The organism is Actinomadura sp. NPDC023710 (genome assembly GCF_040639875.1).
In the GTDB taxonomy this organism is placed as follows: domain Bacteria; phylum Actinomycetota; class Actinomycetes; order Streptosporangiales; family Streptosporangiaceae; genus Spirillospora; species Spirillospora citrea.
The window spans coordinates 135,025-147,867 of sequence record NZ_JBFAGB010000016.1 but is presented as its reverse complement, the minus strand read 5'-3'; the positions used below and the strand labels follow the sequence as shown (position 1 = coordinate 147,867).

The following is a 12,843-nucleotide window of genomic DNA, read 5'->3' as shown; positions in this document are numbered from 1 at the left end:
CTCGCGGCGCACGCGGCGCCGGGCAGGTGGCCGTGAACAGGACAAGGGCCGCGATCCGTATATCGAGGGTGACGGGCCGCCTTCCGGACGTGAGGGCGGCCGGGACGGGGAGGCGGTGCTGTGGTCGGGACGCGGGACCGTGTGGTGGTGATCGGCGAGATCACGTTGCCGGGCGTGCGGCGGTCGGTCGGAAGCGCGCGCGGCTTCGTCCGGAGCGTGGCGGCCGGTCATCCCGCCCTCGACGACATGGTCCTGGTGGTGAGCGAGACGGTCGCGAACGCGATCGCGCACACGGCGTCCGGGCTGGAGGGCGGGGTGGTGAGGATCGCCGTCCTGGCCGGGGGCGGTGGGTACAGGCTTGAGGTCGCCGACCAGGGGGCGGCGGGCGGGCGCCCCCATGTCAAGGACGAGTACGCGGAGGAGGGGACGGGCGCGGAGTCGGGACGCGGGATGCGGATCGTGGAGGCGCTCGCGTCGCGGTGGGGGTTCCGGACGGACGGCGCCCGGACGGTGGTGTGGGCGGAGTTCCCGGCCCCGGCGGCGCCCGCTCCGGAAGCGTCGCCGGCCCCGGCCGCCGCGATGGAGCGGGGCCGGGGCCAGGTCCGCGGAGCGCCGGTCAGCGGCCCCGGTTGAGCTGCCGGGTCGGCATCTGCCGGGCGTTGCGGCGGTTGTTCGCGACATTGGCCGAGCGGAAGTCGGAGTTCTTCCGCTTGCCCTTCTTCCTGGATTTGGTGAAGGGGTCGTTGTTCATTTCATGGTTCATTGCACGCATGAAGAGATCACCTCCGGGCACGTCTGAATTCGGCCGTGAAAGGCCGCGAAAAGGTGTGGAAGGGCGCGCCGCATCACCGCAGGACACGCGTGTGCCCGTGCGAAGGAGGAGCGCCGTGGAGAGGGACGGGAGCGGGCCCGCGGCAATGCCGGGGGCGGCTCAACCGAAGAAGGATCAAAGCTTCATGGGAATAGTTAGCCATAGGTCCGGGCGGCGTGTCAACCATTAATTCCCGCCGGGCGTGAACTCGAAGGCGGGGAAACGGCGATACATGCCGGGAGGCTTCATGAAGCTGCTGGCCTGGGTCGCCGTCGCGGCGGCCGCGGTGATGGTGACGGGCGCCCTGTCGGCGTACGGGTACTACTGGCGGCTGCAGAGCGCCGTCCAGCACGAGGACGTCGACCGGCTGATCGGCGGAGACCGGCCCAGAAAGCTCAACGGCGCGATCAACATCTTCGTGCTCGGGTCGGACACGCGCGAGGGCGCCAACGCCCGGTACGGGCGGGGCCTGCGGGGCAAGCCGCCCGCGTCCGACACGATGGTGCTGCTGCACCTGTCGCCGGGCGGCGGCCAGGCGATCGCCGTCAGCTTCCCCCGCGACCTGATGGTGCCCATTCCGGCATGCACCCGCAGGGACGGGACGAAGGCGCCGGGCAGCGGCAGCGCCATGCTGAACGAGGCGATCGCCCGTGCGGGCCCCACCTGCACGGTCCACACCGTGGAGCAGCTCACGAAGATCCGCATCGACCACTTCGTGCAGGTGGACTTCGTGGGCTTCAAGCGGATCGCGACGGCGGTCGGCGGCGTGCCCGTGTGCGTGACGGCCGACGTGCGCGACAAGGACTCCGGGCTGACCCTCACCAAGGGCACTCACCGGCTGAAGGGCGAGGACGCCCTGGCCTACGTCCGCAGCCGCAAGGGCTTCGGGAACGGCAGCGACACCGAGCGCATCCGGCGGCAGCAGCACTTCTTCGGCGCGCTCGCCAAGGAGGCGATGAGCGCGGGCGTCCTCACCGATCCGGGACGCCTGAACGCGCTGCTCAGAGCCACGGCCGAGTCGCTGACGACCGACAAGGCGCTCTCCGCCGCGGAGATGCTGAAGATCGCGCAGGGCATGCGCGATCTGAACGCGGGGAAGCTGCGCTTCGTCACCGTGCCGTCCGGGCCGTACCCGCTGAACCGCAACCGGGTGGCGCTCTCCCGGCCCGCCGCGGACCAGTTCTTCGACGCGCTCCGCAAGGACGTGGCGGCGCCGGCTCCCGCGAAGGCCGCGGGCGCGCGGCCGGGGAAGGTGCGGGTGTTCAACGCGTCCGGGGTCGAGGGCCGCGCCGCGCAGGTGGCGGCGCAGCTCACGGACGCCGGCTGGCAGGTCACCGGCGTCGGCGACCTCGGCGCCCGCCCGCGGGCCACCGCCGTCCGCTACGGGACGGGCGCGGAACCGCAGGCGAGGGCGCTGGCGGGCGTCCTGCCGGGCGCACGGATCGCGCCGCGCGCCCGGACGTCCCCCGGCGTCGTCGACCTGGTCATCGGGACGGGCTTCACGCGCGTCCGGACGTCCGGCGGCGTCCCGGTCCAGCGCGGCGAGAGCCGGGCGAGCGACGAGGTCTGCGAGGCGGTGGCGTGATGTGTGGGGTGCCCGTCGTGGACGCCACGGCGACCCCGGTGACAGCCTGGAGCCATGCGCGTCGCGTTCGTGATCTATGACGGCTTCCAGATCCTGGACCTGACCGGTCCGCACGAGGTGTTCGAGGCCACCGGGCGGTACGAGTGCCTGGTCGTCGGCCCGCGCGTCGGGCCGGTGCCGGCGTCCGGCGGGCTCCGCGTCCACGCCGCCTTCGACACGGACCTCGCACCCGAGGGCATCGACACGCTGGTCGTGGCGGGCGGCGTCGGGGTCGACGACGCGCGGGGCGACACGGCGCTCGTCGGCTGGGTCGGGCAGGCCGCGCGGACGGCGCGGCGGGTCGCGTCGGTGTGCAGCGGCGCGCTGCTGCTCGCGGAGGCCGGGGTCCTGGAGGGACGGCGCGTCACCACGCACTGGGGCCGTGAGGAGCAGCTCCGCACGGAGTACCCCGGGCTGGCCGTGGACTGCGACCCGATCTTCGTCCAGGACGGGAACGTGTGGACGTCGGCGGGCGTCACGGCGGGGATGGACCTGGCACTGGCGCTCGTGGAGGACGACCACGGGCGGGAAGCGGCGCACGCGGTGGCGCGTGAGCTGGTGATGTTCCTGCGGCGGCCGGGCGGCCAGTCGCAGTTCAGCGTCCCCCTGTGGTCGGCGCAGCCGCGACGGACCCGGTCCGTGCGGCGGTGTCGTCCGTCCAGGCCGATCCGGGCGCGCGGCACACCATCGCCGACCTGGCCGGACGCTCCGGCCTCAGCGCGCGGCACCTGCAACGCAGGTTCACCGCCGAACTGGGCGTACCGCCCGCCGCGTACGTGGAGCGCGTGCGGATCGAGGCGGCCCGGCGGGCGCTGGCGGAGGGGGACGAGCCGGTCGAGACGCTGGCGCGGCGGCTGGGCTTCGGGACGGGCGAGACGTTGCGCCGGGCGTTCCACCGGCACGTCGGCGTCGCACCGTCGGACTACCGGGACCGCTTCAGAGGAACGAGGGAGTACGCGTGAAGGGGTGGGAGTAGGCATGACCACGTATGGGCTGCTGGTGTTCGAGAACGCCGAGGAACTGGATTTCGTAGGGCCGTGGGAGGTGTTCACGGCATCGGCCATGGTGCGCGACCAAGGCGACAAGGCGGTGCTGGTCGCCGAACGGACGGAACCGGTCCGCTGTAACAAGGGCATGAGGGTCGTGCCAGACCACACCCTGGACGACCACCCGAAGCTGGACGTCCTCCTGGTTCCCGGCGGGCGCGGCGCCAGGGAGACGCAGCCGAACAACCCGTCCGTCACCGGCTGGATAGCGAAGGTCGCCGAACAAGCCGATTGGGTGACGAGCGTGTGCACCGGGTCGTTCCTGCTGCACGCCGCAGGCCCGGCCAAGGGACACAGGGTCGCGACCCACTGGGCCTCCGAGGACGCCCTGGAAGCTCTGGGGGATGTGACCGTCGTCCGGGACGCGCGCTACGTCGTCGACGGCGACCTCGTCACGAGCCAGGGCGTGTCGGCCGGAATCGACATGGCCCTCTGGCTGGTCGGACGCATCCACGGCCGCGACCACGCGCGCAAGGTGCGCCGCTACATCCAGTACGAGCCCGCGCCCCCGTACATGGCGGACGAGTAGACGCCGGCCCGGTGGACGGCGGACGTGCGGACGGCTGGGAGCCCGCCCGATCGGAAAGAACATTCAGCCATACCGGTGATGATCTTCTCTTATCGGCATAATCACCCGAATGGCGATATCGCTTCCAGTGCGGTTCCGCAGCGACGGGGTGCGGGTCGCGGTGGAGACCGACCCCCTGCACGCTCCGCTGCGCGACTTTCTCATCAACGACCTGGGCGAGGACGTCTCGGCGATAGCGCGCGCCCAGGGGCGGCTGAGCGACGGAGCGGCCCGGCCCTGGCAGGAGCAGTACCGCTACCACCGCCTCGACTTCGACGGTACGACCGTGCACGTGCGCGACGTCGCCGGATGGGCGTCCTGCGATCTCGAACCGGCCGTCCTGCGGCGGTGCCTGGACGAGTACCTCCACCAGGTCGGCGCCCTCAAGAGCCGACGCAGCCTGGAACGCGATCTCGGCACGCCGGGCAACGGCGAGCCCATGGCCGCCTCCCTCGCCCTCGGTTCGGTGTCCCCGCGGACGCAGGGATGGGGACTCGTCCAGACCCCGCGCGCCGTGCTGGAGGACCTGGCCGGGCTGACCCCGCACCCCGACGCCTGCCTGCCGCACGGTGTCATGGAGACCGGCTCGGGCGCGTGCTGGGCCGACCTCGCCGTCCTGGACGAATCGGGGAAGCGCCTGCGCGGCGGCACCAAGACCTTCATGCCGAAGGGCATCGACCCGGAACGCATCATGGGCGAACTGGGGAACGCCCTGACCCAGGCCCGCTTCCTCGACGGCGTCCCCGGCGCGTGGTCGGGCGTCGTCGCCGGGGTGCCGGTGCACGGCTACGTCGACCCGGAGGCCGTGCTACGGCTCCCCTGCCGGCCCATCGAGATCGGCGGCGTCGTCCGGCGCGTCAAGGTGTTCTTCCCCGAACTCGCCGATTCCGGTGCCGACCTGGCGACCGCGGCGTCCGGCGCCAGCGCGTTCACGCCTTCGGTGTACGGGCCGCGGCACGTCCTCACGGCGTTCCTGCTCCACGACGTGCAGAGCCACCGCCACCACCTTGAGGTCGTCCGCGCCGCGCGTCCCGGCTGGGAGCACACGGGCAACGCCTGCCACATCCGCATGGACGTCCAGACCGTCCGTCTGGAACACCTGTGGCTTCCCGGCCACACCTGCGAGATGCCGACAGGCGAGTTCGCCAGCGTCCTCTACGAATTCGAACGCCTGACGGCGGCCTGACACCGGACGGCGGCCTGACCGGACGGCGGCCGACACGAGCTACGCGAACGCCGCGCCGAGCGTGTCGGTGAGGGCCGCGCCGGCCATGCCGTCCGGGTCCAGTTCCGGGTCGTAGATGGCCACGTGCAGGCCGACCGCCCGCGGGCTCGCCACCAGCGTCCGCAGGACGGACGTCAGCTCCTCGAACGACAGACCGTCCGGGTTGGGGGAGTCGACGGCCGGCATCACGCTCTTGTCGAGGATGTCGGCGTCCAGATGGATCCAGTACCCCTCGATCGGGGCGGCCTCCAGATGCGCCCGCGCCCCTTCGGCGGCCGAGTCCGCGCCGTGCTCGCGGATGTACTCGATCGGGAAGCGCCGCACGCGCGAGGCCTCGAACGCGTCCAGGTCGAACAGCTCGAAGTCCTCGGGCTCCCGCTGGAGACCGATGTGCGCGACGTGCTCCTCCTCGACGTAGGGGCGCAGCCCCTCGACGTCGGTGAGGGCGGCCGGCCCGTGCCCGGTGACCAGGCCGAGCGCCATTCCGGCCGCCACCAGCCTGCCCGCGACGGCCGACGGGTCCCGCCGGGGCGAGTAGTCGTCGTGCCCGTCCAGGTGCGCCAGCCCGTACACGCCGCGGCGCCGCAGCGCGAGCATCGGGCCGAGCAGGATGCCGCAGTCGCCGCCGAGCACGACCGGGAACTCGCCGCGGTCCAGCACCTCGCCGATGCAGGCCGCGAGCCGCTCGGTGTAGTCGGCGAGACCGGGGCCGTTCAGGTAGCCGGTCTCGTGGTCCGGGCCGAACTCGTAGGGCGGCGGGTCCACGCGGCCGGCGTCCTCGGCCTGCAGGCGGCCGACGATGCCGTGCCCGCGCAGGGCGCGGGCCAGCCGGCGCACGCCGGGCTCGTGACCCTCGCGCGGCGGGCGGAGCCCCAGGTTGGACGGTGCGTCGAGCACTGCGATCATTCATGCAATCTAGAACACCGCGACACCCCGGCACACCGCCCGACAGCGGGCACGTCAGGAAACGGCCGGGAACGGAAGGGGCGTTCGATGACCGCTTCGGGACGACTCGTCGACCGCCTCCTCGGCCTCCCCGAGTCGCCGTCCCCGCACGCCGGGTCGGCGCGGGACCTGCGTGTGCCCATGCCGGACGGCGTCGCGCTCGTCGCGGACCTGTACCGGCCGCGCGGCGCGGGACCGCTGCCCGTCGTGCTGATGCGCACCCCGTACGGCAAGCGGCAGGCCGTCGTCCGGCTGTTCGCGGGCGTCCTGACCCGGCGCGGGTTCCAGGTCGTCGTTCAGAACGTGCGCGGCGTCTCCGGATCGGGCGGCGAGTTCCACGCCTTCCACGACGAGAAGGACGACGGCCTGGCCACGCTCAAGTGGCTCCGCGCGCAGCCCTGGTGCGACGGCAGGGTCGCGATGGTCGGCGCAAGCTACCTCGGGTTCACCGAGTGGGCCGTCGCGCCCTACGCAGACCCGCCCCTGGCCGCGATGGGGCTGGGCATCACCGCGTCCGAGTTCGCCGGCTCGTTCTACCCCGGTGGTGCGCTCGCCCTGCACAACACGCTCGTCTGGTCGTCCTTGATGGGGACGCGTGAGGAGAGAAGGCGGCCGTTCCACAACAGGCGCGTCCGGCAGGCGATGCGGCACCTGCCGGTAGGCGAGGCCGACCTCGCTGCCATCGGACGTCCCGAATCGTTCCTGCGCGAGGTCGCGTCCCACGCCGAGCCCGGCGACGATTTCTGGAAGGCGACCGACCACAGCGCCGGCGTCCCCGCGACCACCACGCCCGCAACGATGGTCACGGGCTGGTGGGACCTCTTCCTGCGCGGCCAGCTCAGGGACTTCGCCGCCCTGCACGCGGAGGGACGCCAGGTCCGCATCACCATCGGCCCCTGGGGACACGACGCCAAAGCCCTCCGCGCGGCGCTCCACGACCAGGTCTCCTGGCTGAACGCCCACCTGAACGGCGACAAAGCGCAACTCCGCAGGGCACCAGTAAGGCTGCACCTGCAACAGGCCGACACCTGGCTGGACTTCGACCGATGGCCCCCGCCCGAGACCAAGCCCACGCCGCTCTACCTGTCCCACGGCCTCGTCTGGGACGAGCCGGACGCGGAGCCCGCCACGTTCACCTACGACCCCTTCGACCCGACCCCGAACGTCGGCGGCCCGCTCCTGTCGCCGGGCAAGGGAAAGCAGCGCGACAACGCCCCGCTCGAACGCCGTGACGACGTGGTCGTCCTCACCGGCGCGCCGCTCGCCGAGGACCTCGACGTGATCGGGCCCGTCGCGGCGACGATCCACGTGCGCACCAGCACCGGGCGGGGCGACCTGTTCGTCCGCCTCTGCGACGTCGACCGGAGCGGCGTCTCCCGCAACGTCACCGACGGCATCCTGCGCATCACGTCCACCGGGACCGTGCGCGCCGAGATCGAGATGCATCCGACCGCGTACCGCTTCCGGCGCGGCCACCGCCTGCGCGTCATGCTCGCGGGCGGCGCGTTCCCCCGCTTCGCCCGCAACCACGGCACCCCGGAGCCCGCAGGCCGGGCCGTGGCGTCCCGGCGCACCCACTTCGCGATCCTCCGCGACGCCGCCCACCCCTCCGCCCTCCACCTCCCCGTCTGGACCCCCTGACCCCACCGCGGACGCCGGCCCACCCGGTTCGCGCCTGGCCGACGTTCCGGCCGCCCATCGCGCCGAATGCCCAGCGTGTTCCGTTCAACGCATGCGGCGGCCCGTTCGTCGACAGGGCCGGGCAAAGCCGCGATGCGCCGGCGGACCCCCGCTACGTTCTTCACATCCGCCGGACGGTACGGCGCGAGCCGCTTCGGGGGGAGCGGCCGGTCCTGTGCCCGCGCCGGGACCGCGACGGCGGAACGGGGGGAGAGGGGTCACTCGGGGGGAGTGGCCCCTCCGTCCGTTTCCAGGCTCTGTGAGTCACCCGCATTGTGAGTCACCTGCCCCGCCTGTCCGCCTGCTTTGTTGGCCGGCTACAAGGCGGCCGGAGCGAAGGCGCGGCTGCGTGAGAAGTAAAGAAAGCCGGGGCGCCCCACAATTCTTGCACCCGCGAATTCCCCCCGTCGCGGGTTCGCCTAGTGAAGGGTACGCCCCCGATGAACAGGCATCTGACGCACGCGCTCAGAGTGCTCCCCGCCGCCGTCGCCCTGGCCGCCGGCGCCGCCCTGGCACCCGCCGCGCAGGCCGGGCAGCCCGCCGCGCCGGCACGTCCCGGCCCCCTCGCCGTAAATGACCTCGCCGCCAATCCCTACGAGCGCGGCCCCGCGCCGACCGAGGCGAGCATCACGGCGGAGAAGGGTCCGTTCGCCGTCGAGAAGATCGACGTTCCGGCGGGCAGCGGGACCGGCTTCAACAAGGGCACCGTCTACGCGCCGACCGACCGGAGCCAGGGCACGTTCGGCGCCATCGCCGTCTCGCCCGGATTCGTCTCCCCGCAAGGCTGGATCGACTGGTACGGGCCCCGCCTCGCGTCCCAGGGCTTCGTCGTCATGACCCTGGAGACCAACAGCCTTCTGGACGTCCCGGCCGCCCGCGGCGAGCAACTTCTCGCCGCCCTCGACTACCTGACGGGCAGGAGCGAGGCGAAGGACCGCATCGACGCGTCCCGCCTCGCCGTCATGGGCCACTCCATGGGCGGCGGTGGGACGCTGGAGGCCGCGAACAAGCGCGCGTCGCTGCGGGCCGCCGTTCCGCTGGCGCCCTGGGACACCACCTACGACTGGAAGAACGTCAGGGTCCCCACCATGATCATGGGCGCCGACAACGACTTCATCGCGCCCGCGGACTCGATGGCGGAGTCCTACTACGACAACCTCACGGCCGTTCCGGAGAAGGCCTATCTGGAGCTGAAGAACGCCGGGCACATGACGTTCAACTCGCCGAACGCCACGATCGCGAAGTACGCCATCGCGTGGATGAAGCGGTTCGTCGACGACGACGCCCGCTACGAGCAGTTCCTCTGTCCCGAACCGAGCCCGGACGCGGCCATCGCCCAGTACGAAGGCACCTGCCCCACCGGCTGACCCACCCCGGCCGGTGGTGGCGCCCGACCCGCTCGGCCGTCACCACCGGCCGTCATCCCCGCCGTCACCACCGGTCGTCAGTGCCGGTCGGCGGGGGAGAGCCGCCGCTCGCCCTGATCGAGCCGGATCAGATGGTGCAGGAGCAGCAGCAGCTCGATCCGCCGGTCCGGGTCGGACATGCCGCCGCCCAGGATCTCCTCCAGGCGGCGGATGCGGTACCGGACGGTCTGCTCGTGCACGAGCAGCCGTTCCGCCGCCGCCACCGCGTTGTCGCGGCACTCCATGTAGGTCAGCAGCGTCCGGGCCAGGGCGTCCCGCCGGTGCGGCGGCAGCTCCATCAGCGCCGCCAGCCGGGTGCCCAGTGCGACGTCCAGAAGCTCCTCGCTCTGCGCCGCGACCAGGCTCGGCAGGTGGTCGAGGCAGCGCAGCGGTTCCTTGCCGGGCAGCACGCCGCGTTCCACCAGCGCGAGCCCGCGCCGCGCCCAGCGCAGCGACAGGGCGGCCCGGGACGGCGGGACGGCCGGGCCGATCGCCGCCGCCCTCGTCCCCCTGATCGCGGCGAGCAGCCGGTCCCGGCCGGGTCCGCCGGGGTCGGGGCAGATCAGGTACGGGTCCGGCGCGTGCCAGTCGACGAGGAGGACCGGCGGCAGGACGGGGACGGCCCCGCCGGGGTCGGGCCGCAGCGCGACGGCGGCCAGCGTCCGCGGCACCTGCCAGCCGGCCGACCTCGCCAGCTCCGCGATCGCCTCCGTGCTGGCCGGCGGGTCCATGACCAGCAGGTCGCGCAGCCGCCACCGGAACCGCTCCCGCTCGCCTGCCAGCTCGCCCTGGGCGCGCGCGTAACCCTGCGCGGCCGCGCTCGCGACGCGCTCCAGGAACACGAACAGCGACTCGGTGATGGAGCCGAGCGTGTCCAGGGACCAGCCGAGGCGCCGGGCGTCCTTGATGAACCGGCGGCACGCGACCTGCCCGCTCACCCGGACCGCCGCCTGCAACCCGTCCAGGCTGCGGCCCTCGCGCGCCTCGTACGCGCCGATCCCCTCGAAGATGCCGGTGACGCCCTCCCACTCCATGTCGGGGCGGCCGATGGCGTCCACGAACTGCCGGACGGTCTCCTGGACCGCCCACCGCATCCGCCGCCCGTAGCGGCTCTCCGGCGGGCGCGCGTACTCCGGGACGAGCCCCTGGATCTCCTTGACCATCTCCACCGCCGCCGCCTCCAGATGGGGCCGCATCGGCCCGGCGACCTCCGGTGGGAGCCCGGACAGCGGAAAATCTCTCCCGGCGGACGGGATGGTCCGACTCATGGCGCGCCCTCCTGAAGCCGACTGCCCCCTCAGGTTCGGTTCCGGAAGCGACGGACCGATAGGCGTGTTCGGAAAGGTTCGAGACGGGCGGATTGTCATCCGGCTGACAGCCGGGGAGGCGGCGCCCCGGCGTGTCGCAAGGCGCGGACCCGGGCGGCGCGGGGACGGGCCTCGCCGCATAAATGGGGATCTCCCCTCACGGGCCTCCCGGCGTGCTGCCGCAAATCCAGGTAAAGGAATCCCCGGGCCCGTTCCATTATTCCCGGGCCCCGCACCAAGGACTCGAAGATCCCGACTTGGGGCGGACGTTTCCGATCTGACAGGAAATGACCGTTCCGCGAGCCTGGGTCGAAAAATTGACCCCGGGAGAGTCGACTTCGAGGCACGGCTGCGGAATGGTCTCCCGCATGGATTCACGATTTCGAGCCGCCTGCGGGACGTCCGGTCCCGTCAAGTGGCTGCTGGCCTTTCTCTGCGCCCGCGAGAAGGCGCTGCGGACGCACTCCGGGGTCGCCTCCGGCCCGGCCGAGTGGCTGCTGGTCTTCCTGGAGGTCGAACGCACCGGGCTGGCGGCCCGGCAGCGCCCGGCCGCCCTGCCCTCCCGGCGCGGCAGGGCCGAGGAGCCACCGTTCGGCCGGCTGTCCGCCCGCAGCGCGTAAAGGAAGTTCATGAACATCGAGATGCTCCTCGCCGCCCTGATCGGCGGCGCGATCGGCTTCGCCGAGCTCGTCGCGCGCTACCGCGACCGGCCGGCCGCGGCCCTGCTCTCCCCGGGCGGGCTGCTGTTCGTCTTCGTCAACGCCTGCGCGTCGATCGTCGCGCTGATCGCGGTGACCGCCTCCGGCTGGACTTTCGGGCTGCCCGTCACCACGCCCCCCGCGAGCCTCATGGTCGTCCGGGTGATCGCCGCCGGGCTCGGCTCCGCGGCGGTGCTGCGCATGTCGTTCGCCCCCGCGCAGGGCCGCGGCGCAGGCGCCGGGCCCGTCGCCCTCCTCAACGGCATCCTGCGGGTCGCCGACGGCGAGCTGGAACGCAAACGCGCACTCAGCAGGCTGTCGCACGACGACCTGGCGGGGCTGTCGTTCGAACGCGACCACGCCGCCCTCGCGGAGCTGTGCTGCCACCTCATGCGCGAGTTCGACCTGGCCGAGGCGCAGCGGCTCGGCGGCCTGGCGGCGGAGCTGAGCAGCCGCGACGACCTGACCGACGCCGACAAGCTGGACTGCTGGGGGCTGGAGCTGACGCGCCTCGTCGGCGAGCGCGCCCTCCGGCAGGCGGCGCGGCGGCTGCGGGACCGCCCCCGCGACGAGGCCCGTCCGGCGGCCGAACCCGAGCAGCCTTCGGCCGTCCCGGCCCCCGACCACGACTACCTGGCCGAGACCGCGCCGTCCCGCCCCCCGGTCGCCAAGGCCTCCCGCCTCGCGCCGAGCACGAACGGCAGGCCGGAACGCAAATCGTTCAGCGACGCCTGACACCCCGTGGAATACCGGTGCGCCCGTTCGGCGGGGCGCGCCGGTATTTTCGCTGGGACGGGTCACTTCGCCGGACGGGCACCCCGTCGGGACGGCTATTTCGGCCGGCCAGAAAGGGCCGCCTCGGAATCGTCCCGCGCCTCCAGTGCCGCCGCAATGCGGTGCAGCGCCTCCGCCATCGAGACGAGCGCCTGCACCTGCGCGGCGGCCATGAGATTCCCCGGCGAGGGATCGGCGGCCTGCGCCTCCGCCGCCGCCTCGCAGGCCTGCTGGTTCCACCAATGCACGTGCCGATTCTATTCGGTGACACGAATGCGGCACATTGCGCCGCGCCGCCCCGCCGCCGGTACGGAAAAGGCTTTGCCGGCACCGGAATGGAAAGGACCCCGCCGTGAGCACCGAACCCCGCGCCGCCCCGCCCACCGCTCCGCCCACCGGAGGGCTCGCCGGTCCTCCGCGCTGGACCGGCAAGCCCGTGCGGCTGCTGACGACCGCGGAACTGGCCGAGGCCCTCGAATACCTGGAAAGGCACCGCCCTGACGACGACGTCCTCGGCCGCGCCCTCGCCGGCGAGTTCGTCCGGCGGACGGCCGCCGCCGAGTTCGCCCGCCGTGCCACGGCCGACCGCCGCGGCGCCCTGGAGAGCGGCCCGGGCAGGGGATGCGCCCCTGGAGAGCCCCGCCCCGCCTCGCCGGATCTCGACGGGCCGCGCCGCCCGCCCCTGACGCCGCCGCCAGGACGGCCCGGAGCTCCGCAGTGAGTCGGAGCACCCTGCGTACCCGGGGGCCGTGAGGCCGG

The 12,843-nt window shown here is 73.0% G+C and carries 14 protein-coding genes and 1 pseudogene; 11 read left to right on the top strand and 4 right to left on the bottom strand.

What is annotated here, in order from left to right:
- Positions 1-120 precede the first annotated feature (120 nt).
- Positions 121-633 carry an ATP-binding protein gene (locus AB0H37_RS20450; RefSeq protein WP_329097860.1) on the top strand — a complete coding sequence of 171 codons (513 nt, stop codon included), beginning with the start codon at positions 121-123 and terminating at the stop codon, positions 631-633.
- Here the strand turns inward: AB0H37_RS20450 and AB0H37_RS20445 are convergent.
- Entirely contained in the window at positions 617-751 is a 135-nt protein-coding gene (locus AB0H37_RS20445; RefSeq protein ID WP_268247758.1) for a hypothetical protein, read from the bottom strand. The genes AB0H37_RS20450 and AB0H37_RS20445 overlap by 17 nt on opposite strands.
- 307 nt (positions 752-1,058) lie before the next feature.
- Between AB0H37_RS20445 and AB0H37_RS20440 the strand changes: the two genes are divergently transcribed.
- From AB0H37_RS20440 to AB0H37_RS20420, 5 genes and pseudogenes are all read left to right on the top strand, one after another.
- On the top strand, positions 1,059-2,396 hold the full coding sequence (locus AB0H37_RS20440; RefSeq protein ID WP_360614380.1) for an LCP family protein: 1,338 nt from the start codon (positions 1,059-1,061) through the stop codon (positions 2,394-2,396).
- A gap of 54 nt (positions 2,397-2,450) precedes the next feature.
- A pseudogene (locus AB0H37_RS20435) lies at positions 2,451-2,888 on the top strand (DJ-1/PfpI family protein); the annotation flags it as partial.
- Positions 2,889-3,043: 155 nt separating this feature from the next.
- Positions 3,044-3,397 (top strand): helix-turn-helix transcriptional regulator, encoded by a 354-nt coding sequence (locus AB0H37_RS20430; RefSeq protein ID WP_360614445.1) that lies wholly within the window; start codon positions 3,044-3,046, stop codon positions 3,395-3,397.
- A 16-nt stretch (positions 3,398-3,413) separates the two neighbouring features.
- On the top strand, positions 3,414-4,010 hold the full coding sequence (locus AB0H37_RS20425; RefSeq protein ID WP_179838053.1) for a DJ-1/PfpI family protein: 597 nt from the start codon (positions 3,414-3,416) through the stop codon (positions 4,008-4,010).
- A 109-nt stretch (positions 4,011-4,119) separates the two neighbouring features.
- Complete coding sequence (locus AB0H37_RS20420; protein ID WP_360614378.1) at positions 4,120-5,235, top strand: hypothetical protein; 1,116 nt, start codon at positions 4,120-4,122, stop codon at positions 5,233-5,235.
- A 39-nt stretch (positions 5,236-5,274) separates the two neighbouring features.
- On the opposite strand, the gene AB0H37_RS20415 is transcribed toward AB0H37_RS20420, so the two are convergent.
- The gene (locus tag AB0H37_RS20415) at positions 5,275-6,180 is read right to left on the bottom strand and encodes an arginase family protein (RefSeq protein ID WP_329097869.1); all 906 of its coding nucleotides are present in this window, start codon (positions 6,178-6,180) and stop codon (positions 5,275-5,277) included.
- Between the two features lie 87 nt (positions 6,181-6,267).
- Here AB0H37_RS20415 and AB0H37_RS20410 point away from each other — a divergent pair, with 87 nt between their 5' ends.
- Positions 6,268-7,860, top strand: a complete 1,593-nt coding sequence (locus AB0H37_RS20410; RefSeq protein ID WP_360614375.1) for a CocE/NonD family hydrolase — start codon at positions 6,268-6,270, stop codon at positions 7,858-7,860.
- 479 nt (positions 7,861-8,339) lie between these two features.
- Positions 8,340-9,266: a dienelactone hydrolase family protein gene (locus tag AB0H37_RS20405; RefSeq protein ID WP_360614373.1), complete on the top strand. Its 927-nt coding sequence runs from the start codon at positions 8,340-8,342 to the stop codon at positions 9,264-9,266.
- A 77-nt stretch (positions 9,267-9,343) separates the two neighbouring features.
- On the opposite strand, the gene AB0H37_RS20400 is transcribed toward AB0H37_RS20405, so the two are convergent.
- Positions 9,344-10,573: a helix-turn-helix domain-containing protein gene (locus AB0H37_RS20400; protein WP_360614372.1), complete on the bottom strand. Its 1,230-nt coding sequence runs from the start codon at positions 10,571-10,573 to the stop codon at positions 9,344-9,346.
- 407 nt (positions 10,574-10,980) lie between these two features.
- Between AB0H37_RS20400 and AB0H37_RS20395 the strand changes: the two genes are divergently transcribed.
- Together AB0H37_RS20395 and AB0H37_RS20390 are read left to right on the top strand one after the other, a co-directional pair.
- Positions 10,981-11,232, top strand: a complete 252-nt coding sequence (locus AB0H37_RS20395) for a hypothetical protein (RefSeq protein WP_179838047.1) — start codon at positions 10,981-10,983, stop codon at positions 11,230-11,232.
- 9 nt (positions 11,233-11,241) lie between these two features.
- Positions 11,242-12,045 (top strand): hypothetical protein, encoded by an 804-nt coding sequence (locus AB0H37_RS20390; RefSeq protein WP_329097879.1) that lies wholly within the window; start codon positions 11,242-11,244, stop codon positions 12,043-12,045.
- Between the two features lie 95 nt (positions 12,046-12,140).
- Here the strand turns inward: AB0H37_RS20390 and AB0H37_RS20385 are convergent, their stop codons facing one another.
- Positions 12,141-12,332, bottom strand: a complete 192-nt coding sequence (locus AB0H37_RS20385; protein ID WP_179838045.1) for a hypothetical protein — start codon at positions 12,330-12,332, stop codon at positions 12,141-12,143.
- Between the two features lie 104 nt (positions 12,333-12,436).
- Here AB0H37_RS20385 and AB0H37_RS20380 point away from each other — a divergent pair, with 104 nt between their 5' ends.
- Positions 12,437-12,805, top strand: coding sequence for a hypothetical protein (locus tag AB0H37_RS20380; protein WP_360614369.1), 369 nt, complete (start codon positions 12,437-12,439; stop codon positions 12,803-12,805).
- Positions 12,806-12,843 lie beyond the last annotated feature (38 nt).

What these genes read in the sequence shown, in the direction of transcription:
- AB0H37_RS20445 (WP_268247758.1), bottom strand. Translation starts at nt 751, where the DNA reads ATGAACAACGACCCCTTCACCAAATCCAGGAAGAAGGGCAAGCGGAAG.
- AB0H37_RS20440 (WP_360614380.1), top strand. Translation starts at nt 1,059, where the DNA reads ATGAAGCTGCTGGCCTGGGTCGCCGTCGCGGCGGCCGCGGTGATGGTG.
- AB0H37_RS20425 (WP_179838053.1), top strand. Translation starts at nt 3,414, where the DNA reads ATGACCACGTATGGGCTGCTGGTGTTCGAGAACGCCGAGGAACTGGAT.
- AB0H37_RS20420 (WP_360614378.1), top strand. Translation starts at nt 4,120, where the DNA reads ATGGCGATATCGCTTCCAGTGCGGTTCCGCAGCGACGGGGTGCGGGTC.
- AB0H37_RS20415 (WP_329097869.1), bottom strand. Translation starts at nt 6,180, where the DNA reads ATGATCGCAGTGCTCGACGCACCGTCCAACCTGGGGCTCCGCCCGCCG.
- AB0H37_RS20410 (WP_360614375.1), top strand. Translation starts at nt 6,268, where the DNA reads ATGACCGCTTCGGGACGACTCGTCGACCGCCTCCTCGGCCTCCCCGAG.
- AB0H37_RS20405 (WP_360614373.1), top strand. Translation starts at nt 8,340, where the DNA reads ATGAACAGGCATCTGACGCACGCGCTCAGAGTGCTCCCCGCCGCCGTC.
- AB0H37_RS20400 (WP_360614372.1), bottom strand. Translation starts at nt 10,573, where the DNA reads ATGAGTCGGACCATCCCGTCCGCCGGGAGAGATTTTCCGCTGTCCGGG.
- AB0H37_RS20395 (WP_179838047.1), top strand. Translation starts at nt 10,981, where the DNA reads ATGGATTCACGATTTCGAGCCGCCTGCGGGACGTCCGGTCCCGTCAAG.
- AB0H37_RS20390 (WP_329097879.1), top strand. Translation starts at nt 11,242, where the DNA reads ATGAACATCGAGATGCTCCTCGCCGCCCTGATCGGCGGCGCGATCGGC.